At 70.6% G+C, this 25,863-nt stretch carries 21 protein-coding genes, 1 tRNA gene and 1 pseudogene; 9 read left to right on the top strand and 14 right to left on the bottom strand.

Features of this window, described 5'->3' with window-relative positions; translation table 11 throughout:
- Positions 1-5: 5 nt before the first annotated feature.
- Together coaE and rpsA are read right to left on the bottom strand one after the other, a co-directional pair.
- Positions 6-1,187: a dephospho-CoA kinase gene (gene coaE, locus ACGFH8_RS04195; protein WP_393363103.1), complete on the bottom strand. Its 1,182-nt coding sequence runs from the start codon at positions 1,185-1,187 to the stop codon at positions 6-8.
- A 612-nt stretch (positions 1,188-1,799) separates the two neighbouring features.
- Positions 1,800-3,311 carry a 30S ribosomal protein S1 gene (rpsA, locus tag ACGFH8_RS04200; RefSeq protein WP_357069728.1) on the bottom strand — a complete coding sequence of 504 codons (1,512 nt, stop codon included), beginning with the start codon at positions 3,309-3,311 and terminating at the stop codon, positions 1,800-1,802.
- A gap of 458 nt (positions 3,312-3,769) precedes the next feature.
- Here rpsA and ACGFH8_RS04205 point away from each other — a divergent pair, with 458 nt between their 5' ends.
- The 4 genes and pseudogenes from ACGFH8_RS04205 to ACGFH8_RS04220 form a co-directional block, all read left to right on the top strand.
- Complete coding sequence (locus tag ACGFH8_RS04205) at positions 3,770-4,576, top strand: class I SAM-dependent methyltransferase (RefSeq protein WP_393363107.1); 807 nt, start codon at positions 3,770-3,772, stop codon at positions 4,574-4,576.
- A gap of 56 nt (positions 4,577-4,632) precedes the next feature.
- Entirely contained in the window at positions 4,633-5,235 is a 603-nt protein-coding gene (locus tag ACGFH8_RS04210) for a Uma2 family endonuclease (RefSeq protein WP_393363110.1), read from the top strand.
- 52 nt (positions 5,236-5,287) lie between these two features.
- Positions 5,288-5,506 carry a DUF2945 domain-containing protein gene (locus ACGFH8_RS04215; RefSeq protein ID WP_393363113.1) on the top strand — a complete coding sequence of 73 codons (219 nt, stop codon included), beginning with the start codon at positions 5,288-5,290 and terminating at the stop codon, positions 5,504-5,506.
- Positions 5,493-5,837: pseudogene (locus tag ACGFH8_RS04220) on the top strand (DUF3140 domain-containing protein); the annotation flags it as partial. The gene ACGFH8_RS04215 and the pseudogene ACGFH8_RS04220, both read left to right, overlap by 14 nt.
- 381 nt (positions 5,838-6,218) lie before the next feature.
- Here the strand turns inward: ACGFH8_RS04220 and polA are convergent.
- The 8 genes from polA to ACGFH8_RS04260 all read right to left on the bottom strand — a co-directional run bounded on the left by polA (position 6,219) and on the right by ACGFH8_RS04260 (position 16,316).
- On the bottom strand, positions 6,219-8,918 hold the full coding sequence (polA, locus tag ACGFH8_RS04225; protein ID WP_393363116.1) for a DNA polymerase I: 2,700 nt from the start codon (positions 8,916-8,918) through the stop codon (positions 6,219-6,221).
- A 163-nt stretch (positions 8,919-9,081) separates the two neighbouring features.
- Positions 9,082-9,795: an ABC transporter ATP-binding protein gene (locus ACGFH8_RS04230; protein ID WP_393363119.1), complete on the bottom strand. Its 714-nt coding sequence runs from the start codon at positions 9,793-9,795 to the stop codon at positions 9,082-9,084.
- On the bottom strand, positions 9,782-10,723 hold the full coding sequence (locus ACGFH8_RS04235) for an ABC transporter ATP-binding protein (protein ID WP_393363122.1): 942 nt from the start codon (positions 10,721-10,723) through the stop codon (positions 9,782-9,784). Before ACGFH8_RS04235 ends, ACGFH8_RS04230 begins: the two co-directional genes overlap by 14 nt.
- Positions 10,716-11,873, bottom strand: a complete 1,158-nt coding sequence (locus ACGFH8_RS04240) for a branched-chain amino acid ABC transporter permease (RefSeq protein ID WP_393363125.1) — start codon at positions 11,871-11,873, stop codon at positions 10,716-10,718. The genes ACGFH8_RS04235 and ACGFH8_RS04240 overlap by 8 nt, the downstream gene beginning before the upstream one ends.
- The gene (locus ACGFH8_RS04245; protein WP_393363128.1) at positions 11,870-12,853 is read right to left on the bottom strand and encodes a branched-chain amino acid ABC transporter permease; all 984 of its coding nucleotides are present in this window, start codon (positions 12,851-12,853) and stop codon (positions 11,870-11,872) included. The genes ACGFH8_RS04240 and ACGFH8_RS04245 overlap by 4 nt, the downstream gene beginning before the upstream one ends.
- A 66-nt stretch (positions 12,854-12,919) precedes the next feature.
- Positions 12,920-14,071 carry a branched-chain amino acid ABC transporter substrate-binding protein gene (locus tag ACGFH8_RS04250; RefSeq protein ID WP_393363131.1) on the bottom strand — a complete coding sequence of 384 codons (1,152 nt, stop codon included), beginning with the start codon at positions 14,069-14,071 and terminating at the stop codon, positions 12,920-12,922.
- Between the two features lie 365 nt (positions 14,072-14,436).
- Positions 14,437-15,624 carry a hypothetical protein gene (locus tag ACGFH8_RS04255; protein WP_393363134.1) on the bottom strand — a complete coding sequence of 396 codons (1,188 nt, stop codon included), beginning with the start codon at positions 15,622-15,624 and terminating at the stop codon, positions 14,437-14,439.
- Positions 15,625-15,692: 68 nt separating this feature from the next.
- Entirely contained in the window at positions 15,693-16,316 is a 624-nt protein-coding gene (locus tag ACGFH8_RS04260) for an ANTAR domain-containing response regulator (protein ID WP_088991522.1), read from the bottom strand.
- Between the two features lie 81 nt (positions 16,317-16,397).
- On the opposite strand from ACGFH8_RS04260, the gene ACGFH8_RS04265 reads away from it, so the two are divergent.
- The 3 genes from ACGFH8_RS04265 to ACGFH8_RS04275 all read left to right on the top strand — a co-directional run bounded on the left by ACGFH8_RS04265 (position 16,398) and on the right by ACGFH8_RS04275 (position 18,005).
- Positions 16,398-16,480: transfer RNA gene (locus tag ACGFH8_RS04265), tRNA-Leu, on the top strand.
- A gap of 31 nt (positions 16,481-16,511) precedes the next feature.
- A complete protein-coding gene (locus ACGFH8_RS04270) occupies positions 16,512-17,261 on the top strand; it encodes a transcriptional regulator (protein WP_393363137.1) in 750 nt (249 codons plus the stop codon).
- 93 nt (positions 17,262-17,354) lie between these two features.
- Positions 17,355-18,005, top strand: coding sequence for an NAD-dependent epimerase/dehydratase family protein (locus tag ACGFH8_RS04275; protein ID WP_393363139.1), 651 nt, complete (start codon positions 17,355-17,357; stop codon positions 18,003-18,005).
- 11 nt (positions 18,006-18,016) lie between these two features.
- Here the strand turns inward: ACGFH8_RS04275 and ACGFH8_RS04280 are convergent, their stop codons facing one another.
- Positions 18,017-19,177, bottom strand: coding sequence for a trans-sulfuration enzyme family protein (locus ACGFH8_RS04280; protein WP_393363142.1), 1,161 nt, complete (start codon positions 19,175-19,177; stop codon positions 18,017-18,019).
- A gap of 102 nt (positions 19,178-19,279) precedes the next feature.
- Here ACGFH8_RS04280 and ACGFH8_RS04285 point away from each other — a divergent pair, with 102 nt between their 5' ends.
- Both ACGFH8_RS04285 and ACGFH8_RS04290 read left to right on the top strand, forming a co-directional pair.
- Positions 19,280-19,759 (top strand): Lrp/AsnC family transcriptional regulator, encoded by a 480-nt coding sequence (locus tag ACGFH8_RS04285; RefSeq protein WP_393363145.1) that lies wholly within the window; start codon positions 19,280-19,282, stop codon positions 19,757-19,759.
- Positions 19,760-19,831: 72 nt separating this feature from the next.
- Positions 19,832-20,842 (top strand): LLM class flavin-dependent oxidoreductase, encoded by a 1,011-nt coding sequence (locus ACGFH8_RS04290; RefSeq protein WP_393363148.1) that lies wholly within the window; start codon positions 19,832-19,834, stop codon positions 20,840-20,842.
- A 200-nt stretch (positions 20,843-21,042) separates the two neighbouring features.
- Here ACGFH8_RS04290 and ACGFH8_RS04295 read toward each other — a convergent pair whose 3' ends face one another.
- From ACGFH8_RS04295 to ACGFH8_RS04305, 3 genes are all read right to left on the bottom strand, one after another.
- On the bottom strand, positions 21,043-23,328 hold the full coding sequence (locus tag ACGFH8_RS04295; RefSeq protein WP_393363151.1) for a cellulose binding domain-containing protein: 2,286 nt from the start codon (positions 23,326-23,328) through the stop codon (positions 21,043-21,045).
- Between the two features lie 704 nt (positions 23,329-24,032).
- A complete protein-coding gene (locus ACGFH8_RS04300; RefSeq protein WP_393363154.1) occupies positions 24,033-25,049 on the bottom strand; it encodes a sulfite exporter TauE/SafE family protein in 1,017 nt (338 codons plus the stop codon).
- A gap of 255 nt (positions 25,050-25,304) precedes the next feature.
- Complete coding sequence (locus ACGFH8_RS04305; RefSeq protein WP_357410768.1) at positions 25,305-25,769, bottom strand: Rrf2 family transcriptional regulator; 465 nt, start codon at positions 25,767-25,769, stop codon at positions 25,305-25,307.
- Positions 25,770-25,863: the final 94 nt, after the last annotated feature.

The raw sequence follows: 25,863 nt of genomic DNA on the forward strand, positions 1-25,863 counted from the left end.
TGCGCTCAGGGCCGCCAGCCGGTCTGCGTGGCCCACTGCTCGGCCCGCAGGTACTCCTCGTCGAACCACGGGTCCCGGGCCGTGCCGGAGCCGCCGGCGGCCGGCGCCGCGTCGACCAGGTCCCGCTTGAGCTGCAGGTACGCGGCCCGCTGATCCGGGTCGGCACGCAGGTGGTCGCGCATCAGCAACGCGTACCGCCAGCCGGGCGACCCCTCCAGCCGCACGTGCAGGCGAACCGGACGGGCCGGATCCGCGCTGCCGTGCAGCCGCTTCTCCCACCGACCGCTGCCGGCCGGGCGCGGATCGTCCCACCACTGCCCCGGCACCCGCGGGAACCCGGCGTTCGCCAGCCGGTCGGTCAACGCCCCGTCGGCGTCCGTCAGGCTGGACACGGCCACCTGTACGTCGATGACGTCCTGGGCGGCCAGGCCGGGCACCGCGGTCGAGCCGATGTGGTCGATCCGCAGGGCGTCCGGGCCCAGGGTGTGCCGAATCCGGGCCGCCAGCCGCGCGTACTGCTCGGGCCAGCCCGCGTCGGTCCCCGTCGGGTCGTCCCCGTCCGGTTGCGCCACCCGCCGCTGACGCAGGTTGTCCTCGTAGGGCCGCAGCCGTTGCCGCCAGAGCGCGTCGACGGCGTCGTGCAACGCCGCCAGGCTCCCGTCGTTGCCGAGCAGCACGTCGGCAGCCGCCCGGCGACGGGCGTCGTCGGTCTGGGCGGCGATCCGCCGCTCGGCCTCCACGCGACCCATCCCCCGGTCGCGCACCAGCCGTTCCAGTCGGGTCGACACGGCCGTCTGCACCACGATCACCAGGTGGTACGTCGGCGCGAGACCCACCTCGACCAGCAGCGGCACGTCGTTGACGACGATCGCGTCGGGAGGTGCCGCGGCGGCCAACTCCGCGGTGCGGGCCCGCACCCGAGGATGCGTGATCGACTCCAACCGTCGGCGGGCGGCCTCGTCGGCGAACACCACCGCGCCCAGTGCGGCACGGTCCAGCGCGCCGTCGGCGTCCAGCACCGCGTCGGAGAAGGCGGCGACGATCTCGGCCAGCCCGTCGCTGCCCGGCGCGACGACCTCCCGGGCCACCCGGTCGGCGTCGATGAGCACCGCTCCCCGTTCGACGAGCCGCGCCGCCACCGCGCTCTTGCCCGACCCGATCCCGCCGGTCAATCCCACCCTCAGCACCCGACCAGTCAACCGGATCCACAAGCCCGCCGCCAAACCCACCCACAGCCCGGTGACCTCCGAGCCCATCTCGGGCCCCGACCGCGCCCGGCTTCGACCGCGCCCGGCTTCGACCGCGCCCCCGCGCCCCCGCGCCCCCGCGCCCCCGCGCCCCCGCGCCCCCGCGCCAAGATCGTGCTCGAACCAGGATGCCAACACCGTTGCGTCAGGGCTGTGGCCGGCAGGTCAGCACGTGCTGGATAAGGGACTCCTGGGAGTGCAGCTAGGTCAGGGCGTGTCTCGCGAGAAGTTCGCGCGGATCTTGCAGTTTCGGTTGTCCATATAGGTGATATGCCCCCTGTGTCGGGACAGAAAGTGCAAGATCGCGAAGCGGGGGCAGTCCGGGGCTGGCAATCACCTGGTCCTGGTGCCGGGTTTGGGGCTTCATGGGCTCGGTTCCGGACCATGCCCCGCCCGCGACTCGACCGGGATACCCCGCCCGCGCGACCCGCCCGGGATGCCCCGCCCTCGGCTCGCGCCCCGGGGGCGTACGGCGGGTACGGCGAAGGCCCCGCCCCCGACGATCCGGAGATCGTGGGGGCGGGGCCCGTCGTCGTTCAGTCGTTCAGCGGGTCACTTACCGCCGGCGAGCTTCTCCCGCAGTGCGGCGAGCGCCTCGTCGGTGGCCAGGGTGCCGGCCGGCTCCTCGGCCTGCCGGCTCGGGGCCGGGCTGGACGAGGAGGTGGTGCCACCGCCACCGGTGCCGCCCGCGGCCGGAACGACCGGGGTCGGGTTGGCGGCAGCCTCGGCGTCGGCGGCCCGAGAGGTCTGCACCTGCTTGGTGTGGGCCTCCCAGCGCTGACGAGCCTCGGCGTACTGGTTCTCCCAGGTCTCGCGCTGCTTGTCGTACCCCTCGAGCCACTCGCCCGTCTCGGGGTCGAAGCCCTCCGGGTAGATGTAGTTGCCCTCGGTGTCGTACGTCGCGGCCATGCCGTAGAGGGTGGGGTCGAAGTGCTCCTCGCCCTCGACGAAGCCCTCGTTGGCCTGCTTGAGCGACAGCGAGATCCGGCGACGCTCCAGGTCGATGTCGATGACCTTGACCATGACCTCGGAGCCGACCTGGACGACCTGCTCCGGGATCTCCACGTGGCGCTCGGCCAGCTCGGAGATGTGGACCAGGCCCTCGATGCCGTCGTCCACCCGGACGAACGCACCGAACGGCACCAGCTTGGTGACCTTACCCGGCACGATCTGCTGGATCGCGTGGGTGCGGGCGAACTGCCGCCACGGGTCCTCCTGGGTCGCCTTCAGCGACAGCGAGACGCGCTCGCGGTCCAGGTCGACGTCCAGGACCTCGACCTCGACCTCCTGGCCCACCTCGACAACCTCGGACGGGTGGTCGATGTGCTTCCAGGACAGCTCGGAGACGTGCACCAGACCGTCGACGCCGCCAAGGTCGACGAAGGCGCCGAAGTTGACGATCGAGGACACGACGCCCTTGCGGACCTGGCCCTTCTGCAGCTTGTTGAGGAACTCGGTGCGCACCTCGGACTGCGTCTGCTCCAGCCAGGCCCGGCGGGACAGGACCACGTTGTTGCGGTTCTTGTCCAGCTCGATGATCTTGGCCTCGAGCTCCCGCCCGACGTACGGCTGCAGGTCGCGCACACGACGCATCTCGACCAGGGACGCGGGCAGGAAGCCGCGCAGCCCGATGTCGAGGATGAGGCCGCCCTTGACCACCTCGATGACCGAACCGCGGACGACGCCGTCCTCGTCCTTGATCTTCTCGATCGTGCCCCAGGCCCGCTCGTACTGTGCCCGCTTCTTGGAGAGGATCAGACGACCCTCCTTGTCCTCCTTCTGGAGGACCAGGGCCTCGATGTGGTCGCCAACCGTCACAACCTCGGCGGGGTCCACGTCGTGCTTGATCGACAACTCCCGAGAGGGGATGACACCCTCGGTCTTGTAGCCGATGTCGAGCAGGACCTCGTCCCGATCGACCTTGACGACGGTGCCTTCGACAATGTCGCCGTCGTTGAAGTACTTGATGGTCTCGTCGATCGCGGCGAGGAATGCCTCCTCGGAACCGAGATCGTCGTGGGTGACCCGGGTGGCGCTCGAGGGGGCCTCGATGCTGCTCGTCATGTGGGCGGTTGCTCCGGTCGGTGGGTTGTCACAGCAGGCTGGTGTCGCAGTGACCTGTTCGCGCCAACGGATCCGTCGCCGGGCACACCGAACGATCGCCTAGTGAGATCATGATGTGGCTCCGTCGACCGCGTGCCTGCTCCCTGCCGAGGCAACGCGATCCGCGAGCGCATCGTCTAGCCTACCGTGCGCATTACCACAGCGTGCAAGCCCTCCCGGCTTCTCTGTGTGCGGTGACCTGCGAAAGACGAACAATCGCCCGGAAAACACCCCTGCTGTCTCGTGCGTCACAGCAGCCCCAGTCGTTGCCTCGATCTCCTGGAAACCGGCGTGTCCCCACGGCCCGGACAGCCCGGACGCACGGAAACCGAGTCGATCACACGGTGCCGCGCGAGGAGTCGCGCAGATCTTGGACGCGCCGCCGCACCCAACGGGTGGGTGGGGCCTAGCGTGAGCGCGTGGATGACGACAGCCGGGTCACCCGGCGCCGGGTGGGTGACGCCGAGGCCCGGCGGGCCAACCGTGGCTGGTGGGACACCGACGCCGACGACTACCAGGCTGAGCACGGCGCGTTCCTCGGCGACGTGGACTTCGTCTGGTGCCCGGAGGGCCTGCGCGAGGCCGACGCCCGACTGCTCGGTGACCTGCCCGGCCGACGAGTGCTGGAGGTGGGCTGCGGTGCGGCCGCCGCCGCCCGCTGGCTGGCCACCCAGGGAGCCCGGCCGGTCGCCTTCGACCTGTCCGCCGGCATGTTGCGGCACGCCGCCGAGGCCGCCGGCCGCACCGGGGTACGCGTACCGCTGGTGCAGGCCGACGCGCTCGCCCTGCCGTTCGCCGACCAGGCGTTCGACCTCGCCTGCACCGCCTTCGGCGCCATTCCGTTCGTGGACGACTCGGCGGCCCTGCACGCCGAGGTGCACCGGGTGCTGCGCCCCGGCGGGCGGTGGGTGTTCTCGGTGACGCACCCGATGCGCTGGATCTTCCTGGACGACCCCGGCGAGGGCGGGCTGACGGCCGTGCACTCGTACTTCGACCGCTCCCCCTACGTGGAGCAGGACGAGTCCGGCGTCGCGACCTACGTGGAGCAGCACCGCACCCTCGGCGACCGGATCCGGGAGTTGGTCGGCGCGGGGTTCCGGCTGCTGGACCTGGTGGAGCCGGAATGGCCCGAGGGGCACGAGGGCCTCTGGGGGCAGTGGAGCCCGTTACGCGGTCGGCTCTTCCCCGGCACCGCCATCTTCGTCACCGAGAAGCCCGCGGAGTGAGCGCGTCGCACCCGCAGTCCGCCCTGCGTCGCATCGACCGCCGGTAGGCTCGTCCCATGAGCGCCGAGCCCATCCCGACATCACCTGGCCCCTGGTGTCCGGACCCGATGCGGCAGCAGCGTGCCGACTACTCGCTGGAGGACCTGCTCACCCTGCCGGACGACGCCCCCCGCGTCGAACTCGTCGACGGAGTAATCCAGGTGACACCCTCCCCCACCCTGGGCCATCAAACCATCTCCCTCCTACTCGCCGGCTGGCTGCTACGGCACGCCCCGGGCAACCTTCGGGTCGCCCAGGCCCTCGGAGTCGGGCTCAGTTTCAATACCAGCCGACAACCGGATGTCCTGCTGTGCCAGGCCGAGGTGCCATCCGGCCGGTCGTTGCTGCGTCCGGTGGACGTGGTCCTCGCCGTGGAGATCGTCTCGCCCGGGACGCGACGGATCGACAGGTTCGCGAAGCCCGGCGAGTACGCCGCCGCCGGCATCCCGTTCTACTGGCGCATCGAGCAGGACCCGGTGCACGTCTACGCGTACCGGATCGGCGACCGGGTGGGACCCGGTGGTGAGCGGCAGTACGAGTTGGTCGCCGACGGCGCCGACGTGATCGAGCTGGCCGAGCCGTTCGACATCAAGCTGCCGATCGCCGAGATCACCCCGTAGCGCCTCCCCGGCACGGCCGTTTCGCCGCGCCGGTGTCGGGTAGCCGAGGAGCATGGCCGAGCAGCGATTCCGCAAGGGCGACCAGGTCTCCTGGTCGGCCCACGGCAGCCGCGCGTACGGCGTGGTGCAGGAGACGATCACCGAGCGGACGCGGATCAGTGGGCGGGCCGTGAACGCGGCTCCCGACGACCCGCAGTACCTGGTCCGCAGTGACGGTACGGGCCGCGACGTGGCCCACCGACCCGAGGCGCTGCGTCATGAGCAGAAGTAACGAGGGCCGGGACACCTATCGGGAGTTCACCGAGGCGGTGAACATGAAGCCCGCTGAGCTGTCCACGTGGCTGGAGACCGACGAGTCCAAGCAGGTCGGCTGGCACAAGGGCGGCCGCTCCGGTGGCGGCGAGTCCGTCGGACACGAATCCGGCCGGAAGATCATCAACCTGCTCCGGCGCAAACGCGGCGACCTGTCCGAGGGCGACTACAAGCACATGCGCAAGGTGGTCGGCTACGTACGCCGACACATGGCGCAGCGCCCCTCCGGCAACGTCCGCGACACCAAGTGGCGCTGGTCCCTGATGAACTGGGGCCACGACCCCACGAAGTAGCCGGTCAACCGCCGCAAGATCCGTGCAACTTCGGTGAACTTGATGCCTCACAACGCCGCGACACAGCACTTTCCCCGAAGTTGCGCAGATCTTGGAACGGCGCCCGCCGGGCCCGGTGCCCGGCCACCACGCCAACGGCCGCGATCAGGACAACCCGGTGAGGCTCCGGCGCAGCCCGACCACCTGACCCACCGCGCCAACCGCCGCGACCACGGCGACCTGGTCAGGGGTTCCGGGGCAGCCCGACCCACGCAGGGATCAAGCCTGACCGCCCGGAGTGGGTCGGGCTGCCCCGGAACCCCCACCGCAACCACAAAGCAGGGATCGAGCCGCCGGGAGAAGGTCGGGCCGCCCCAGACCCCTCACCGAAACCACAGATCAGTGATCAGCGCTGTTCCAGTCGCGCCCGTCGCCGACCGACACCGACAACGGCACCGACAGCGGGTACGCCCCACCCATCTCCCGCCGGACCAGCGCCTCCAGCGCCTCCCGCTCACCGGGGGCGACCTCGAAGACCAGCTCGTCGTGCACCTGCAACAGCATCCGTGACCGCAGCCCGGCCTCGCTGAGCGCAGTGTCGACGTGCAGCATCGCCACCTTGATGATGTCGGCCGCGGAGCCCTGGATCGGGGCGTTGAGGGCCATCCGCTCGGCGATGTCGCGGCGCTGCCGGTTGTCGCTGACCAGGTCGGGCAGGTAGCGGCGGCGACCCAGGATGGTGGAGGTGTAGCCGTCCTGGCGGGCCCGGGCGACAACCTGGTGCAGGTAGTCGCGCACTCCGCCGAAACCGGCGAAGTAGTTTTCCATCAGCGCACGGGCTTCCTCGGTGTTGATTCCGAGCTGCTGGGACAGACCGAAGGCGCTCAACCCGTACGCCAGGCCGTAGTTCATCGCCTTGATCTTGCGACGCTGGTCGGGGGTGACCTCGTCGAGCGGCACCTCGAAGACCGACGAGGCGGTCGCGGCGTGGAAGTCGGCGCCGGAGTTGAACGCGTCGATCAGCGCGTCGTCCGACGACAGGTGCGCCATGATGCGCATCTCGATCTGGCTGTAGTCGGCGGTGAGCAGGCACTCGTAGCCCTCTCCCACCACGAAGGCCCGACGGATCCGCCGGCCCTCCTCGGTGCGGATCGGGATGTTCTGCAGGTTGGGCTCGGTGGAGGAGAGCCGCCCGGTGGCCGCCACCGTCTGGTTGAAGGTGGTGTGGATCCGGCCGTCGTCGGAGACCGACTTGAGCAGCCCGTCGACCGTCGACTTGAGCTTGGCCACGTCCCGGTGGCGCAGCAGGTGGGCCAACACCGGGTGCGGCTGCTGCGCGTAGAGCCACTGCAGGGCGTCGGCGTCGGTGGTGTAACCGGTCTTGATCTTCTTGGTCTTCGGCAGGCCCAGCTCGGTGAAGAGGATCTCCTGCAACTGCTTGGGCGAGCCGAGGTTGAACTCCCGACCCACCGCCTCGTACGCGCCCTGCGCTGCGGTCTTGACCTCACCGGCGAAGTGCGCCTCCAACTCGTGGAGATAGTCGTTGTCGGCCGCGATGCCGGTGCTCTCCATGGTGGCGAGGACCCGCATCAGCGGCAGCTCCACACCGGCCATCAGCCGGGCGGACTGCTCGCCGTCGCGGGACAACTCGGCGTCGATCGCGTCGGCCAGGTCGAGGGTGGCCCGGGCCTGGAGCATCAGGTTCTGCTCGGCCACGCTCTCGTCGCCGAGCCCGTCGAGGGTGAGCTGACCGGTCTCCGGGACGTCGACCCGCAGCTCGCGGTGCAGGTAGCGCAGCGCCAGGTCGGTCAGGTCGTAGGACCGCTGGTCGGGGCGGGCCAGGTACGCGGCGATCTGGGTGTCGCGGACGATGCCGGCGAGCTGCCAGCCGTGCGCGGCGCAGGCCAGCACCGCCGGCTTGCTGTCGTGCAGCACCTTGGGCCGTTGCGCGTCGGCCAACCAGCCGGCCAGGGCGCCCTCGTCGGTGGCGTCGAGGCCGGTGGGGTCGACCCAGGCCGCCGCACCGCCGGCGGTGGCCAGCGCCAGACCGGTGATCGAGGCGGTGTGCCGGCGGTTGGGGCCGGTGTCGAGCTTGACCGCCAGCCCGACCGGGGTGCCGGTCGGCGCGTGCGTGCTCAGCCAGCCGGCCAACGCGCCGGGCTCGGTGAGCACCTCGCCGGTGAGGTCGAAGCCCGACTCGGCCTCCGGCTCGACCGCCTCCAGGTACTGGTAGAGGCGGTCGCGCAGGATGCGGAACTCCAGCGTGTCGAAGACCTGGTGCACCGCCTCCCGGTCCCATCCGGTCCACCGGGCGTCCTCCGGGCGCAGCGGCAGCTCCAGGTCGGACACCAGGCAGTTGATCTCGTAGTTGCGGATCACGTCGGCGAGCCGCTCCCGCAGGCTGTCGCCGGCCTTGCCCTTGATCTCGTCGGCGCGGGCGATGACGCCCTCCACACCGCCGTACGTGGTGATCCACTTGGCGGCGGTCTTCGGGCCGACGCCGGGGATGCCGGGCAGGTTGTCGCTGGTCTCGCCGACGAGCGCGGCCAGGTCCCGGTACTGCTGTGGCGGAACGCCGTACTTCGCCTCGATCGCCGCCGGGTCCATCCGGGCCAGGTCGGAGACGCCCTTGCGCGGGTAGAGGACGGTGATCTGGTCGTCGACCAACTGGAACGCGTCGCGGTCACCGCTGCTGATCAGCACCGTCATGCCCTGGTCACGGGCCTGGCAGGCGAGCGTGGCGATGACGTCGTCGGCCTCGAAGCCCTCCTTCTCCACCACCGGGATCTGGAGTGCGGCCAGGACCTCCTTGACCAGGCTGACCTGGCCCTTGAAGTCGGTCGGGGTCTCGCTGCGGCCGGCCTTGTACTCCGCGTACCTGTCGGTGCGGAAGGAGTGGCGGGAGACGTCGAAGGCCACCACGATGTGGCTGGGCTGCTCGTCGCGCAGCACGTTGATCAGCATCGAGGTGAAGCCGTACACCGCATTTGTCGGCTGACCCGTCGTGGTGGAGAAGTTTTCCACGGGCAGGGCGAAGAATGCCCGGTATGCCATGGAATGTCCGTCGACGAGAAGCAGGCGCGGTGTCGTAGCTGTCACGGCAGCGACTCTAGTCCGTACGCCCGACAGAACCGCTCGCCGCCTCGCGCGGGGCACAGCGCGCCCTCGGCGTCGCGCTGGACACCGCCGCCCGGCCCGCCCACGCGAAACGAGACCGGCCGGCGAGGTGATCCTCGCCGGCCGGCCCCGTCGTCACGCGACCTCAGGCCACGCCGAGGTACGCCTCCTTGACCGACGGATCGTGCAGCAGGTCCTGACCGGACCCCTCCTTCACGATCTGACCGGTCTCCAGCACGTAGCCGCGGTGAGCCCGCGACAACGCCTGCTGGGCGTTCTGCTCCACCAGCAGGATGGTCATGCCCTGCTGGTTGATCTCCGTGATGATGTCGAAGATCTGCCGGATCACCAACGGGGCCAGACCCATCGACGGCTCGTCGAGCAGCAGCAACTTCGGCCGGCTCATCAGCGCCCGCCCGACCGCGAGCATCTGCTGCTCGCCGCCGGAGAGCGTGCCACCGGCCTGCTTGCGCCGCTCGGCCAGCCGCGGGAAGAGGGTCAGCACCCGGTCCAGGTCGGCGGCGACGCCGGCGGAGTCCCGCCGGGTGTACGCCCCCATGTCCAGGTTCTCCAGCACCGTCATGCCGGGGAAGATCTGCCGGCCCTCCGGCGACTGGCACAGCCCCCGGACCACCCGCAGGTCGGCGCGGAGCCTGGTGATGTCCTCGCCGTTGAACGTGATCTTCCCGCCGGCGAGTGACCGGGTCCCGGAGATGGCCCGCATGGTGGTGGTCTTACCGGCGCCGTTCGCGCCGATCAGGGCCACCACCTCACCCTCGTTGACGGTCAGGTTGATGCCGTGCAACGCCTCGATCCGGCCGTACGCGACGGCGACGTTCTCCAGCTCAAGCAGCGTCATCGGCGGGCTCCCCCAGGTACGCGGCGATCACCTTCGGATCGCGGCTGACCTCCGCGGGCGCACCCTCGGCGATCTTGCGGCCGAACTCCAGCACCACGATCCGGTCGGTGACACCCATGACCAGGCGCATGTCGTGCTCGATGAGCAGGACGGTCAGGCCCATGTCACGAATCTGCCGGATCAGGGCGAGGAGCTCCTCCTTCTCCGCCGGGTTGAAGCCGGCGGCCGGCTCGTCCAGGCAGATCAGCTTCGGCTCGGTGGCCAGCGCTCGGGCGATCTCCAGTCGGCGCTGGTAGCCGTACGGCAGGTTGCGGGCCTCGTCGTTGGCCCGGTCGGCGATCCCGACGAAGCGCAGCAGCTCGAGCGCCTTACGCTCGGCCGCCCGCTCCTCCAGGATGTGCCGGGACAGACCGAAGATCTTCGCCGCCGACAGGCGCACCTGCTGCCAGGTCCGGACGATCCCGGACGCGGCGGTGACCTGCGGCAGCTCCTCCGGCTTCGGTCGCACCCGGTAGAGCCGGAACAGCGCCCCGGGCACGCTCGTCTTGTGCCGCGAGTCGGTGCCGACCATCACGTTCTCCAGTGCCGTCATCTCCGGGAAGAGACGGATGTTCTGGAACGTCCGGGAGATGCCCAACTGGCTGATCTGGTGCGGCTTGCGGCCGGTCACCCGCTGGCCGCGGAACCGGACGGCCCCCGAGGTCGGCTTGTAGACCCCCGTCATGACGTTGAAACTGGTGGTCTTGCCGGCGCCGTTGGGCCCGATGAGGCCGAGGATCTCGCCCTCGTAGATCTGGAAATTAATCTTGTCGAGGGCGACCACACCGCCGAAGCGGAGCGTGACGTCGTCGACTTCGAGCAGCACCGACCGAGGCCCCGGTTGGGTGGGGATCTTCGGCGTCGCGGTGCTGGTGGGCTGGTCAGACATGAGCGGGCACCTCCTCTGCATCTGCCGCGCGGTCCTTCAACTCGCGGGCACGCCGCCGACTCGGGACCAGGCCCTGCGGACGCAGGATCATCACCAGGACCATGGCCAGACCGAAGACCAGCCACCGGTAGTCGGCGAAGTCGCGGAACCGCTCCGGCAGGTACGCCAGCAGCACCGCGCCGAGCGAGACGCCGATCATGTTGCCGGATCCACCGACCACGACCATGGCGACGAACAGGATCGAGAGGTTCGCGTTGAACTGGGTCGGGTCGATGAAGGCGTTCCGGCTGCCGAACAGGAAGCCGGACAGGCCGCCGAGCGCCGCGCCGATGGCGAACGCCCAGAGCTTGAACTTGAACGGGTACACGCCCATCACCGCGGCGGCGTCCTCGTCCTCCCGGACGGCCAACCAGGCCCGACCGACCCGGCTGTGCTCCAGCCGACGGACCAGGAACACCATGACCAGCACGAAGGTGATCGCCAACCAGTACCAGGGCTTCGCGTCGATCAGACCGAAGACCTTGTTGTCCGGCGACGGCGCGCCCTCCGGGCCGGGGATGGCCGAGATGCCGACCGGGCCGTTGGTCAGGCCGGTGGCGTTGCGGGCCACGATCCGGATGATCTCGCCGAAGCCGAGGGTCACGATGGCCAGGTAGTCGCCGCGCAGGCGCAGCGTCGGCCAGCCCAGCAGCACCCCGGAGATCATCGTCAGCACGATCGCGATGAACAGGCAGATCGCCCAGGTCACCGCCCAGGTCGGCGGCAGGTTGAACTCCTGCTGGATCCACTTGACCACGGGCGAGTTCACCGAACCGAACAGCGCAACGCTGTACGCCCCGATGGCGAAGAAGCCGATGTAGCCGAGGTCGAGCAGGCCGGCGAGGCCGACCACCACGTTCAGGCCGATCGCGACCAGCACGTAGATGGCGCAGATGAAGAGCACACCGGCCCAGTTGTTACCGCCCTCGATCGAGTCGGTACGCAACCAGGTCAGGCCCGGGATGCCGAGCAGTGGCAGGTAGTAGAGGATCGCCACGAAGGCGGCGAGCCCGAGGGCCTGCTGCCACTTCGTGAGCGCCCGCCAGCGGTCGCCGATGGAGGTCAGCATGCCGACGCGGCGGCGGTCTGCGGAGCGAATCTTGTCGATCATGCGCGGGCCCTCCCGAGCGACTCACCCAACAGGCCGGTGGGCCGGAACATCAGCACCACGATCAGCACCACGAAGGCGATGACGTCCTCCCAGTTGGACGCGAAGAGCGTGGCGCCGTACACCTCGACGATGCCGAGGAAGAGGCCACCCAGCAGCGCGCCGCGCAGGTTGCCGATGCCACCCAGGACCGCGGCGGTGAACGCCTTCAGGCCCAGCACGAAGCCGATGCTGTTCTGGGTGAAGCCGAACCGCATGCTCCACAACAGCGCGGCGGCGCCGGCCATGATGCCACCCAGCACGAAGATCAGCATGATCACGCGTTCCTGGTTGACGCCCATCAACGCGGCGGTCTCCGGGTTCTGGGCCACCGCCCGCACACCCCGGCCGTACCGGGTGCGGTTGATGAACCAGTCCAGCACCGCCATCATCGCCACCGCCGCGACGAAGACGATCAACTGGATGTTCGTGATCGCCGTGTTGCCGATGGTGAACAGGGTTTCCTGCTGGATGATCGTCGGCATACCGACGATCTGCCGGGGCCGGCCGAACGCCTCCGGCAGCACGCCACCGAGCAACTTCGGCAGCACCTGCCCGAAGAGCTCCACGAAGACCAGCGACAGACCGATCGCCGTGATCAGGAAGATCAGCGGCGGCGCGTTCTTACGCCGCAGCGGCCGGTACGCGATCCGCTCCAGCGCCAGAGCGGTGCCGCCCGAGGCGACTGCCGCGACGACCAGGCCGAGCACCAGGAACAGGATCGCCTGGCCGATGGGCGGGTTATTTTGCACCCCGAGCTGGGTCCACAGGATCAGCACCGAGAAGGTGCCGACCATGAAGACCTCGGAGTGCGCAAAGTTGATCAGACGAAGGACGCCATAGACGAGGGTGTAACCAAGGGCGATCAGGGCGTAGATGGCGCCCTTGGACAGGCCATCGACCGTGTGCTGGCCGAGATGGCCGATCAGTTCATCGAAATGCACCGGGGGTCTCCTTGAATCGAGTGCGGCCGGGGTGAGACACCCCGGCCGCACTCCATTTCGTGGGCGTCAGCTGAGCTTGAGCTCCTGCAGCGCCTCGATAGCCGTGCCCTTGATCTGGTAGGCCCAGATGACGACCTTCGAGGGGTCGACGTCGCCCTTGGAGTCGAACTTGATGTACTTCGACACACCCTGCTTGTCGTACGCCTTGACGAACGCCAGGATCTCGGCGCGGGTCTTCTTGCCGGCCTTGAAGGCGTCCAGGAAGATCGTCGCGCCGTCGAAGCCCTCGGCACCGTAGGAGCCCGGCGGAATGCCGAACTTCTTCTGGTAGTCCGCCGAGAAGGTGCCGCCGGCCTTGTCAGCCGGGAGGCACGGGCAGGTGATGATCGCGCCCTCGGCACCGCCGGAGGCACCCGCCGGGAACGCCGGGTCGTAGAGACCGTCCGGGCCGACGAACTTGGCCTGGACACCTGCGGCACGCATCTGCTTCACCAGCGGAGCGGCCTCACGGGTGTAACCGCCGTAGAAGACGAAGTCCGCCTGCGCCGACTTGATCTTGGAGATGGTGGCGTCGAACTGCGCCTGCCGCTCCTGGATCTTGTCCTTGTTGACGATCAGCGGGCCGAGCTGCTTGCCCAGCTCCTCGGTGATGCCCGCGCCGTACGCGCTGGCGTCATCGACCAGGAAGACCTTCTGCGCGTTCTGCGTCTTCAGGTAGCTCGCCACCGCGCCGGCCTGCGTGCCGTCGTTGCCGACCACCCGGTAGAAGGACGTGTTGCCCTTCTGGGTCAGGTCCGTGCGGGTCGCCGACGGGCTGACCATCGCCAGGCCAGCGGCCTGGTAGATCGGCATCGTCGCGTCCGACTCACCGGAGAAGTGACCACCGATGACACCGAGGAACGAGTTGTCCCCCGCGATCTGGTTCGCGAACGGGGTCGCCACCGCAGGGTCACCCTGGGTGTCGAACTGCTGCATGGTGACCTTGCAGTTCGGGTTCGCCGCGTTGAACTGCTCCAGGGCGAGATTCGCACCGTTGAGCGACGGGATCACCAGACCCGCGTTGTCACCGGTGAACGCGCCGAAGATCGCGATCTTGCCACCGCAGTCACCGGACGCGGCCTTATCGTCGCCGCCACCAGAATCCTGGCAACCAGCCGAGACCACCAGGGTCGCGGCGAGCGCAACCGCGCCCAGCGCCCGTACATAGCTTCGCCTCACGGCTTCCTGACCTCCTCCAGATGCGGACGCGACTGACCCGTTGCGACGGCGACAGCAGCAGACCGCAATTCCACCCACCCCGCAGGGACTCCCCCTGCGTTACGGCTCGTGATGGCGGAGCGTACCGACACGACATACCGTCCCGGAAGGCCTGAAGGCTGGGTCTGCGAAACCGTTACGAAGACGTGGGCAATCATGTCGATGCCCGTAACAGGTGAATCCGTCAATCGGTCCTTAAGCCCGCGCCCGGGCGCAGTCCGCCCGCGCTCACGGGGACCCCTACCCGCCGAAAAAACCCCCGGTGAACAGCGAAAGCAGCGCCATCTCCGGCAGCCGGGGGTGGCGCCTCGGGGCACCGTCGGCTTTCAGACTCCCGGGCCGGCGGCCCACCACAACCCGGCTCGCGTGCCGTCATCCGCCGCCAACCACCACCGGTCACCCACCGCCACCAGCGTCACGTCCCGATCGACGCCCGCCGGCACGTCGAGCGGCATCGTGACCTCCCGCCACGACCCACCCCGATCCGTCGACACCCACACCGAGTGCCGCGCCCCGTCGGTCACCGCGGCGAACAGCCGATCCCCCGACGACACCAGCGACGCCACCGCCTGCACGCCGGCCCCGGCCCACCGCCCGAACGTCCCACCGGCCACCCAGCCACCGGCCTCCTGCCGCCACGCGCCGAACGTCCCCCCACGCAGCCCGACCGCCACCGGCACCCCGCCGACGAGCGTCACCCGCTGCAACTCCTCGTACTCCGACCCGCCCGGCAACACCGTGCGCCGCCACGAGCGCCCGTCCGGCGACGACCACACCGCCGGGTCACGGTCGATCCGACCGGCCGGCAGCATTCCCCCCACCGCCAGCCAACCCGCAGACGTCGCCACCGCGTCGAACGCCCAGGTCACCCCCACCGCGTCACTGGCCAGCTCCGGCGCGCCCTCGACCAACGCGAACTCCGCCGCGTCCGCCGACGACACCCAGGAGGCCGCACCCGCCGAACGGTTACCGACGATCAACCAACCCGCCGCACCGGCCGTCAGTCGGGAGACGTTCACCGCCTTCGGCCCGCCGTACGTCTCGAACGACGCCTGCACCTCGACGAGCGCGCCATCGGCCACCTGCCGCCACGTGCTCACCCGCGGATAGCCGTGCGCGCCGCCGACCTTGGCCCCGATCAGCGCCGCCTCCCCGTCCCGGCAGGCCACCGACAGGAACACGTTCTGCCGACCGTAGAAGGAATCCGGCCGCACCGGCTGCACCGTCCAGGTCGCACCGTCCACACTGGTCCACGCCGCCGGTCGGGTGCCACCCTGGGCGTCGAGCACGCCACCGACCACGAACCAGCGACCCGCGCACGCCGTCGCGTCGCGGAGGAGAAGACGGCCCGCGCCACCGGGCGGCGCCGGCAGCGCCAGGGGTTGCCAATCCGGACGCAGCGCCGGCGCGGCGGCCGGCGTCGACTCGGCGTCGCTCGGCACCCTCGGCCCGTCGCACCCGGCGAGCAGCAGCGCGAAGAGGCCGGACACCGCGATCACCCGTCGGACGGACATCGGCCGATGCTAACCACCGGGGACCGCGCGCGGTGGCCCGGCGCGGCCGGTTCGCGCGGGTCGGGGACTCAGACAGTCGGCTGCTGCGACACCTCGCCGCCGGCGGTCTCCGCGAGGATCCGCTCGGCGACCTCTTTCATGGTCATCCGGTGGTCCATCGCCGTGCGCTGGATCCACTTGAACGCCTGCGGCTCGGTCATCCCGTACGTGGTCATCAACGCGCCCTTGGCGCGCTCCACCGCCTTGCGGATCTCCAGGCGGTCGGTCAGGCTCGCGACCTCCGCCTCCAGGGCCGCGACCTCGGAGTAGCGCGACAGTGCGATCTCCACCGCCGGGACCAGGTCGCTCTTCTGGAAGGGCTTCACGAGGTACGCCATCGCGCCCGCCGCCCGCGCCCGCTCCACCAGGTCACGCTGGCTGAACGCGGTCAGGATGATCACCGGAGCGATCCGGGCGCCGGCGATCCGCTCGGCGGCGGCCAGCCCGTCCATGATCGGCATCTTGATGTCGAGGATGACCAGATCGGGCTTCAGCTCCTCGGCGAGGCGGACGGCTGTCTCGCCGTCACCGGCCTCCCCCACCACCTCGTAACCCTCTTCGACAAGCATCTCGGCGAGGTCCAGCCGGATCAGCGCCTCATCCTCGGCGATCAACACGCGCCTGCGCTCGGCATCCGTCGGCATCTCAGCCACCAGCCACTCCCACCATCGATCACTGCACGGCTACCACCCATGCTCCCGCATGAGAGTAGTCGGGTACAGTAAGCGCCACCCGCCGGGATGGTGGAACGGCATACACGGAAGTCTCAAACACTTCTGCCCGAAAGGGCTTGCGGGTTCGAATCCCGCTCCCGGCACTCTGTCATACACCTGTTCGATGATGCGGGTGTGCATCCACCGCAGATGCGGGCGCAGGCCCGCGCTCTCCGCGCTCGCGGAGACACCATCCACGCAGTAGCCCGCACCCTCTCCCTGCCGTACGCCACGGTCTGGCACTGGTGCGTCGATCGGCCCGAACCGGTGAAGCGCGGCACGGAGCTACGGTGCTTCCGATGCCGGCCGGATGTCGAGAATCCGACGGAGCCCGCCGCCTATGCCTATCTGCTCGGCCTCTACCTCGGCGACGGCCACCTGGTGACGACCGCGCGCGTGCCGGTGTTGCGCATCTACTGCTCCGACGCATGGCCAGGGCTGATCGAGGCGTGCGACGTCGCCATGCGGGCCGTGCTCGCGGCAAAGGTGCAGCGTGTCCAGAAACAGGGTTGCGTGGGAGTGCAGAGTTACGGTGTGCACTGGCCGTGCCTGCTCCCGCAGCACGGCCCCGGCAAGAAGCACGAGCGTCCGATCGTCCTGGCCGACTGGCAGCGATCGATTGTGGAGAGTTACCCCGGCGATTTCCTGCGCGGGCTGTTCCACTCCGACGGCTGCCGCACTGCCAACCGAGTCACCACCCGAGGGCGGCATTACGTCTATCCGCGCTACATGTTCGTCAACGAGTCGGCCGAGATCATGGCGCTGTGCCAGTGGGCGCTCGACCTGCTGGGCATCGCCTGGCGGATGAACCGGCGCAACTCGCTCTCGGTGGCGCGGCGGGCTGCGGTCGCCACGCTGGACCGGCACGTCGGCCCGAAGTCCTGACCGCCGCCTCGCGTGGGTCGTGCCGATCGTGGGAGCCTGATCGACGCGCGGGCGGATGGCCGGTTACCGGGTCGACGACAGGGGTGGGAACTGATGCGGGTGGTCATCTTCGGTGCGACCGGCATGGTCGGCCAGGGCGTGTTGCGCGAGTGTCTGCTCGCCGACGACGTGCGGGAGGTGGTGACCGTCGGCCGGCGGCCGACCGGCCGGCAGGATCCGAAGCTGCGGGAGCTGACGGTCGCGGACGTGGGCGAGTTGGACCCGGTGCGCGCCGAGTTGACCGGCGTGGACGCCTGCTTCTACTGCCTGGGGGTCTCCTCGCTGGGCCTCGACGAGGCGGCGTACACGCGGGTCAGCTACGACTACCCGCTCGCGGCGGCGCGGCTGTTGGCCGAGGTGAGCCCGCAGGTCACGTTCGTCTACGTCTCGGGTCAGGGGACCGATTCGTCGGGTCGGGGCCGGGTGATGTGGGCGCGGGTCAAGGGTCGCGCCGAGAACGCGATCATCGAGCTGCTGTCCAACGGCTACGCGGCGCGACCGGGTTTCATCCAGCCGACGTACGGGGCGGTGTCGAAGACCCGGTGGTACCGGTTGGCGTACGCGGTGACGCGACCGCTCGTCCCGGTGCTGCGGCGGTTGTTGCCGAACCAGGTCACCACCACCGACGGGATCGGTCGGGCGATGCTGCGGGTGGCCCGGCAGGGCTCGCCGACGCGGGTGTTGGGCAACCGCGAGCTGCGGTGACCGGCCGCCGGTCAGGCGATCGTGGCGAGGGCCTGGGCGAGGTCGGCGCGCAGGTCCTCGGGGTCTTCCAGGCCGACCGAGAGGCGCAGGAGACCGGCGGCGGGTTTGGCGTCGCCGTCGACGGGGCGGTGGGTGAGCGAGGCGGGGTGCTGGATGAGGGTGTCCACGCCGCCGAGGGACACCGCGTGCGTGATGAGGTGGCAGGCGCCGGCGACGGTGGCCGCTGCGGGTGCGCCGCCGCGTACCTCGAAGGCGAGCAGGCTGCCGGGTCCGGACATCTGACGCCCGACCAGCGCCGCCGGGTCGTGCGTCGAGGGGTGGTGCACCCGGTGTACGGCGGGGTGGCCGGCGAGCCAGCCGGCGAGCTTCTCGGCGGTGGCCTGCTGGGCGCGCACGCGCAGCGGCAGGGTCTGTAGGCCGCGGTGCAGCAGGTAGCCGCCGAGTGGGTGCAGGATCGCGCCGGTGACCGCGCGGACCTGGCGTAGTCGGGTGGCCCAGGTGTCGTCGCAGGCGACGACGCCGGCGAGGACGTCGCCGTGCCCACCGATGCTCTTGGTGGCGCTGTGCAGGACGAGGGTGGCGCCGTGGCGGGCGGGTTGTTGCAGGACGGGGGTGGCGACGGTGTTGTCGACGAGCAGCGGGACGTCGCCGGCCGCGGCGGCGAGGGCGGCGATGTCGACCAGGTCGAGGGTGGGGTTGGCGGGCGTCTCGGCGATGACGAGCGCGGTGTCGGTGCGGATGGCGGCGGCGACCTCGTCGGGGCGGGCCCAGGTGACGGTGGTGCCGAGCAGGCCGGTGGCGAGGACGTGGTCCGTGCCGCCGTAGAGGGGTCGGACGGCGACGACGTGCCGGCGGTCGTCGCGGGCGGCGGCGAGCAGGGTGGCGGTGAGGGCGGCCATGCCGCTGGCGAAGGCGACGGCCTGTGCGGTGCCTTCCAGCTCGGCGAGGGCGCTTTCGAAGCGGGCGACGGTGGGGTTCCAGAGCCGTTGGTAGACGGCGCCGCCCTCGCTGGGGAGGGTGCCGCCGGTGGCGAGTTGTTCGTACGCGGCGCCGCCGTCGTCGACCGAGGGCAGGGGGTTGGTGGTGGACAGGTCGATGGGCGGTACGTGCACGCCGAGGGTGCGGAGGTCGTCGCGACCGGCGTGTACGGCCCGGGTGTCCATCGTTGTCATGCCGGGTAGCGTCGAACATCTTCCGCCTGGGAAGCAATGGGTCGGCAGATGATTCTGTCGGGGGCAGTGGTTTCAGCGAAGGATTCGGGCAAGGATGGTCGGATGTCTCCTGAGCCGAACGATGTGCGGCCGTATCCGGCCCTCGACGAGGTGGACCGCGCCATCCTGAGCGAGTTGGCCGCCGACGGCCGCCTGCCGAACAACGCCCTCGCCGAGCGGGTGGGGGTGGCGCCGTCGACGTGTCTGACGCGTACCCGGGCGCTGCGGGAGCGGGGCGCGATCCGTGGTTTCCACGCCGAGGTGGACCCGGCCGCGCTCGGCCTGCCGTTGCAGGCACTGGTGTCGGTGCGGCTGACCGCGCACGAGCGGGCGGCGGTGGATGCCTTCCGGGCCCGGTCGGTGCGGCTGCCGGGGGTGGTGTCGGTGTTCCACGTGGCCGGCGCGGAGGACTACGTGCTGCACGTGCGGGCGGCGTCCGGCGATGCGTTGCGGGACTTCGTGCTGGACCACCTGGCGGTGGATCCGGTGGTGCAGCACACGCAGACCAGCCTGATCTTCGAACAGGCGCGCGGGATGGGCTGAGCGGCGGGTGAGGTGGCCGACGAAAACCCGCATGCTGGAACAAATCCGGTCGGTGACGGGTTGGCTGACCGTGTGATCACCGTACCGTTGTCTGTTCTTGATCTTGCCCCGGTCGCCAAGGGCACCACCGCTGGCGCGGCCCTGGAGGCCACCACCGAGTTGGCCCGCCGCACCGAGGAGTTGGGCTACCACCGGTTCTGGGTGGCCGAGCACCACAACATGCCGGCGATCGCCAGCTCCGCCCCCGCGGTGCTGCTGGCGCACCTGGCGGCGAACACGTCGACGATCCGCCTCGGGTCGGGTGGGGTGATGCTGCCCAACCACGCGCCGCTCGTGGTGGCCGAGCAGTTCGGCACCCTGGAGGCCCTGCACCCCGGTCGGATCGACCTGGGCATCGGGCGGGCCCCGGGCACCGACCAGGTGACCGCGCTGGCGCTGCGGCGCACCATGGAGGGCCTGTCCGCGGAGGGTTTCCCGCGCGAGCTGGCCGACCTGATGAACTACTTCAGCGGGGCGAAGCCGGGGCAGATCATCGCCACGCCGGGTCGCGGTGAGCAGCCGGCCGTGTGGCTGCTGGGCTCCAGCGGTTTCAGCGCCCAACTCGCCGGCCTGCTGGGTCTGCCGTTCTCGTTCGCGCACCACTTCAGTTCGGCCAACACCCTGCCGGCGCTGGCCCTGTACCGGCAGAACTTCCGGCCGTCGCAGTGGTTGGACAAGCCGTACGCGATGGTGGCGGTCAACGCGGTGTGCGCGGAGACCGACGAGCGGGCCGAGTGGCTGGCGGGGCCGAGCGCGCTGTCGTTTCTGAAGCTGCGCTCCGGCCGGCCGGAGCCGCTGTCGACGCCCGACGAGGCGGCGGCGTACCCATACTCCGAGATCGAGCGGGAGTTCGTCCTCCAGCGCCGCGACGGTCAGGCGATGGGCTCGCCGGAGACGGTGCGCCGGCAGCTCACCGAACTGGTGGAACGCACCGGCGCGGACGAGCTGATGCTGACCACGCTCGTGTACGACGTCGCCGACCGGGTGCGGTCGTACGAGTTGATCGCCGAGCAGGTGGCGGGCGGTCTGCACCGGGACGCATGAAACACGATCTTCACGTCAGCGTCACCCTGGCGACCCCGACGCTGCCTAATGTTGGTTCCGGTGGTGGTACGGCATTCCCGGTCGGGACGGGTCGGGAATGCCGCGGTGTGGCGCACCGGGCCGGAGCTGAGCGGATTCCGCGGCTGCGGCCCGGTGCCTGCCACCCTAGGCGACCCCGCTCGGGACCGCCAGGGGCCAGATCAACGTAGGTAGATGTTCGGGGTGGGTGGGCTGGCCATCTGGTCGCCGATGAAGAACCCCGGATGTGGCGGCTGGTTGTAGGCGGTGTTCTGCCACGCGATCGCCACCCGATACTGCGGGTCGTGCATCAGGGTGTGGATCCGGGTGCTTGTCGGCGTGGGCGTGCTGTAGATGCGCAGGGCCCGGCTGTCGGTGGTTCGCCAGATCACCTCCTCCCGCCAGTCGCCCAGGATGTCGCCGGAGAGCGCCGGGGTCGACTTGGTGCCGTTGTTGGACGCCACCGAGCTGCCGGTGAGCAGCCGGGTCTCGCCACCGGTGCCGTACTTGTCGATCTTCGTGCCGTCGAGCAGCTCCCGCACCGGGTCACCGTCCCACCAGGCGAGGAAGTTCGCCGACGACGGCTTGCGGCCGATGTTCTGACCTCTGGTGTTGGCCAGGCCGGCGACCGCTGACGACCACGACTCCGCACCGGGGCTGCCGGCCCAGATGTCCGCGGAGACCCCCCGGCCGTTGTCACCGGAGGCCGGTGTGGACCAGAGGATCTGACCGGTACGCGCGTCGGCGAACCAGGAGCTGGGCTTGCTGGCGTCCTCGTCGACCTTGAACACCTCCAGGCCGGCGCGACCCGGGTCGAGGTCACCGACGTGCATCGCGTCGCCGTGCCCGTTTCCGGTCGAGTAGAGCAGCCGACCGTTGTCGTCGATGGTGGCCGCGCCGTAGACGATCTCCTGGCGGCCGTCGGCGTCGACGTCGGCGACGGAGAGCTGGTGGTTGCCCTGGCCGGCGGCGGCGCCGTTGCCGGAGGCGTTCGAGTCGAACGTCCAGCGCTTGGTCAGCGTGCCGTTGCGGAAGTCCCACGCGGCGATGACCGCGCGGGTGTAGTAACCCCGGGCCATGATCAGCGAGGGGCGCTGCCCGTCCAGGTACGCGGTGCCGGCGAGGAACCTGTCCACCCGGTTGCCGTACGAGTCGCCCCAGGACGACACCGTGCCGCGCGGCGGGTCGTACGAGACGGTGGAGGCGATCGCGCCGGTCTGCCCGTTGAACATGGTCAGGTACTCCGGGCCGGACAACACGTAGCCGCTGGAGTTGCGGTAGTCCGCCGACGACGAGCCGATGAGCTGGCCGGTGCCGGAGCGGGTGCCGTCGGCGGTCTTCATGGCCACCTCGGCGCGGCCGTCGCCGTCGTAGTCGTACACCTGGAACTGGGTGTAGTGGGCGCCGGCGCGGATGTTGCGACCCAGGTCGATCCGCCACAACCGGGTGCCGGTCAGTGTGTACGCGTCGACGTAGACGTTTCCGGTGTAGCCGGACTGGGAGTTGTCCTTGGCGTTCGACGGGTCCCACTTGAGCACGATCTCGTAGGTGCCGTCACCGTTGAGGTCACCGACGGAGGCGTCGTTGGCGCTGTAGGTGTAGGCCTCCCCGCTGGGCGTGGTGCCGCCGGCCGGGACCTGCAACGGCACGTCCAGGTAGCCCGCGCCGAACTGCAGGGCCGGCGCCGACGCCGCCTGCTCGACGCCGCCGACCACGGCCCGCACGGCGTACGCCGAGCCGGCCGCCGCGCCGCTGTCGAGGTAGCTGGTGGCGCCCGTGATCGGGCTGGCGTTGACCCGGGTCGAGCCCCGGTAGAGGTGGAACGCCACCCCGGAGGTCTCGGTGCCGAGCAGCCGCCAGGACACCAGGTTGCCGCTGCCGGAACGGACGCTGATCAACCCCCGGTCCAGGTTCTCCATCTGCTTCGCTCCGGCCGGCGGGGTGGTGGGTGGCGGGGTCGTCGGAGGCGGTGTCGTGGGTGGTGGGGTGGTCGGCGGCGGGGTGGTCGGGGGTGGCGTGGTCGGCGGCGGGGTGGTCGGCCCGTCGGTGGCCGGGGTGCCGGTGCAGGCGGTGCCGTTGAGCGCGAAGCTGGTCGGCACCGGATTGCTGCCGGTCCACGAACCGTTGAAGCCGAACGCGGCGGTGCCGTTGGTGGCGATGCCGGCGTTGTGGTCGACGTTGCGGGCGGTGACCTGGGCACCGGACTGGGTGACGACGGCGTTCCACGCCTGGGTGACCTGTTGCCCGGCCGCGTACGACCAGGTGAGGGCCCACCCGTCGACCGGGTCGCCGAGGTTGGTGACGGTGACGTTGGCGCCGAAGCCGCCCTGCCACTGGTTGGTTACTTGATAGTCGACCCGGCAGCCGACGGCGGCGGCCGAGGCGACCACCGTGCCGAGGGTGCCAGCCACGACGGCGGCCGCCGTCGTGCCAGCGAGCAGGATCAGCCGATGTCTGGACGGGTGCATGGACTGCCTCCGAGGATCCGCGGATGATCGCGGCGGCCCACCGGCCCTGCCCGGGACGCGCGGTGGACCCGTCCCGCCGCTACGGCGGCGGACGGCGATCTGATCGGGGGTGAACGCCCTGGAACTCGCGGATCCGACTCACCGCGCATCGTAGGGCAAGCGCTTTCCGCCGCGCAACATCGATGACCGTTGCTGGATGCCGTACCGGCCCTGGCTCACCCGCCCTGGCTTGCCCCGCCCTGGCTTGCCCCGCCCTGGCTTGCCCCGCCCTGGCTTGCCCCGCCCTGGCTTGCCCCGCCTTGCCTTGCCTTGGCTTGGCTTGGCTTGGCTTGGCTTGCCCCGCCTTGGCCTGCCCCGCCTTTGTTGCTGCGGGCGCGCGTCCGCTCTGGGGTGGCGCTGGCCGACCGGTTCACCCAGCGGGTCCGCGCCGACGACGGGTTCGAACTGGCGGCGGCGCACCCCCTCTCGCGGATCCTGATGACGAGCACCCGTCCGGAGGACCGGGAGCGGGTGTCGAATCGCCTGCGGCCGTCAAGGTCACGCTCGATCGTGGATGTAGTGGCCACGAAGCTCCGGGAGACCACTACATCCACGATCGAGCACGATCTTGGTGCCTCGACCCTGGCAACAGCGACATGTGACCGAGCCGGGGCGGGGCGGGGCGGGGCGGGTTCAGCGTCGGCGGGGGCGGGGCGGGACGGGGTTCAGCGTGGGGTGGGCGTACCCGTGGCGGCGAGATCGGCCTCGACCGCGCCGGCGGAAGCAACGACGGGCGACTCGGCGGGCGACTCGGCGGGCGACTCGGCGGGCGCGGTCGCGGCGGGGGAAGCGGTCGCGGCGGCTACGGCAGCCTCGGCGCGGACCCGGCGGGTGCGGCGAAGGGCGCGCACGGCCAGCACCAGGGCGGCCAACCAGCCGGCGGCCAACAGGGCGTACGTGACGGGGCGGACCGGGCCGTCGAGTCCGGTGGAGCGGATCAGCGTGCGGGCGTTGGTCAGCACGATCACGCCGCCGACCGCCGCGCCGAGCAGTTGGGCGGGCACGATGCGCACCAACCAGGCGGCCAGCGGGGCGGCGATGAGCCCGCCGATCAGCAGCGCGGCGACGGTCGGGAGCAGGAATCCTTCGGAGCCCAACCCGATCAGGAAGCCGACACTGGCCGCACCGGCCACGACGAACTCGGCGGTGTCCACCGAGCCGATCACCTTGCGGGGCTCCAGGCGGCCGGAGACCAGCAGCGCCGGGGTGGCCACCGGGCCCCACCCGCCGCCGCCGGTCGCGTCGACGAAGCCGGCAACCAGGCCCAGGGGTCCGAGGAAACGTCCGCGTAGCCGACTGCCGACCCGGTCGGTACGCAGCGGTCGGGCGAAGCGGACCAGCAGGTACGCGCCGAGCGTGAAGAGGATGCCGGCCATCCACGGGGCGGCTGCCTCGGTCGAGATCGAGCTGAGCAGGGTGGCACCGGCGAAGGCACCGATGGCGCCGGGCAGGGCGATGCGGGTGACCACCCGCCAGTCGACGTTGCCGAAGCGCCAGTGCGCCACCCCGGCGGCCAGCGTGGTGCCGATCTCGGCCAGGTGCACCGAGGCCGAGGCGGCAGCCGGGGCGACCCCGGCGACCAGCAGCAGAGTGGACGAGGTCAGCCCGTACGCCATGCCGAGCGAGCCGTCGATCAGCTGCGCGACGAGCCCGACCAGAGCGAGGACCAGTAGCTTGCGCACGAGCGCCCCCTGACTTTTCGGCATCTCCTATCGACTTGGTCGACAATGCGGCACGGGACGGCCGGGGTCAAGCCTCAGATCGGTGGGTGGGACGCCACCGGGCGACGCGACGGGGACGCGCGGTCTCCATTCAGGACCCACGGCCACGGGCGCGGCCCGCACGCACAGCGCGCGGCCTACGTGCGGGGCGCGAGCCGTGCGACGGACGCGGCCGGCATGACGCGGACAGCGCCGGGCTGGGGATCGGGTCGGCGCTCAGATCCAGGCGCGGGGGTCGGCGACCAGCTCGGTGATCCGCGCGGGCAGGGTGCCCGCGGCCACGTCGGCGACGCTGACCAGTTCCAGGATCTCCCGTTCGCTGGCCCGCAGGGCGATCCAGACCTCCTGGAGCGCGCGGGCGGGGCCGTGGTAGCCGAGCTGCTCAGGGCGCTGCCCGCGGACGTGGGCGAGCGGCCCGTCGATCACCCGGATCACCTCGGCGAGCGAGATCTCCTCGGCCGGGCGGGCCAACCAGTAGCCACCCTCCGGGCCGCGCTGGGCGTGCACGATGCCGCCCCGACGCAGTTGCAACAGGATGCTCTCCAGGAACTTCGGCGGGATCTCCTGGGCACGGGCGATCTGGTCGGCCGTGACGGGCCGGCCGCGCCCAGGACCACTGGCCGTCGCGGCAAGCTCGGCGGCCGCGCGGAGGGCATAGTCGACCCGGGCGGAGAGGCGCATGTCGGCAAGGTTAGCCCCCGGTCAACCGGCCGGGCGGGCCACCCTCGGCCGATCGGATTAGGCATCGATGGGATCCGCGCAATTCGTGCCGGTT

Source organism: Micromonospora sp. NPDC049175 (genome assembly GCF_043197345.1).
Taxonomy (GTDB): Bacteria; Actinomycetota; Actinomycetes; order Mycobacteriales; family Micromonosporaceae; genus Micromonospora.

Coding starts and splice junctions, on each gene's coding strand:
- rpsA (WP_357069728.1), bottom strand. CDS start 3,311: ATGACGAGCAGCATCGAGGCCCCCTCGAGCGCCACCCGGGTCACCCAC.
- ACGFH8_RS04210 (WP_393363110.1), top strand. CDS start 4,633: ATGAGCGCCGAGCCCATCCCGACATCACCTGGCCCCTGGTGTCCGGAC.
- ACGFH8_RS04215 (WP_393363113.1), top strand. CDS start 5,288: ATGGCCGAGCAGCGATTCCGCAAGGGCGACCAGGTCTCCTGGTCGGCC.
- ACGFH8_RS04230 (WP_393363119.1), bottom strand. CDS start 9,795: ATGACGCTGCTTGAGCTGGAGAACGTCGCCGTCGCGTACGGCCGGATC.
- ACGFH8_RS04235 (WP_393363122.1), bottom strand. CDS start 10,723: ATGTCTGACCAGCCCACCAGCACCGCGACGCCGAAGATCCCCACCCAA.
- ACGFH8_RS04240 (WP_393363125.1), bottom strand. CDS start 11,873: ATGATCGACAAGATTCGCTCCGCAGACCGCCGCCGCGTCGGCATGCTG.
- ACGFH8_RS04255 (WP_393363134.1), bottom strand. CDS start 15,624: ATGTCCGTCCGACGGGTGATCGCGGTGTCCGGCCTCTTCGCGCTGCTG.
- ACGFH8_RS04275 (WP_393363139.1), top strand. CDS start 17,355: ATGCGGGTGGTCATCTTCGGTGCGACCGGCATGGTCGGCCAGGGCGTG.
- ACGFH8_RS04280 (WP_393363142.1), bottom strand. CDS start 19,177: ATGACAACGATGGACACCCGGGCCGTACACGCCGGTCGCGACGACCTC.
- ACGFH8_RS04285 (WP_393363145.1), top strand. CDS start 19,280: ATGTCTCCTGAGCCGAACGATGTGCGGCCGTATCCGGCCCTCGACGAG.
- ACGFH8_RS04295 (WP_393363151.1), bottom strand. CDS start 23,328: ATGCACCCGTCCAGACATCGGCTGATCCTGCTCGCTGGCACGACGGCG.
- ACGFH8_RS04305 (WP_357410768.1), bottom strand. CDS start 25,769: ATGCGCCTCTCCGCCCGGGTCGACTATGCCCTCCGCGCGGCCGCCGAG.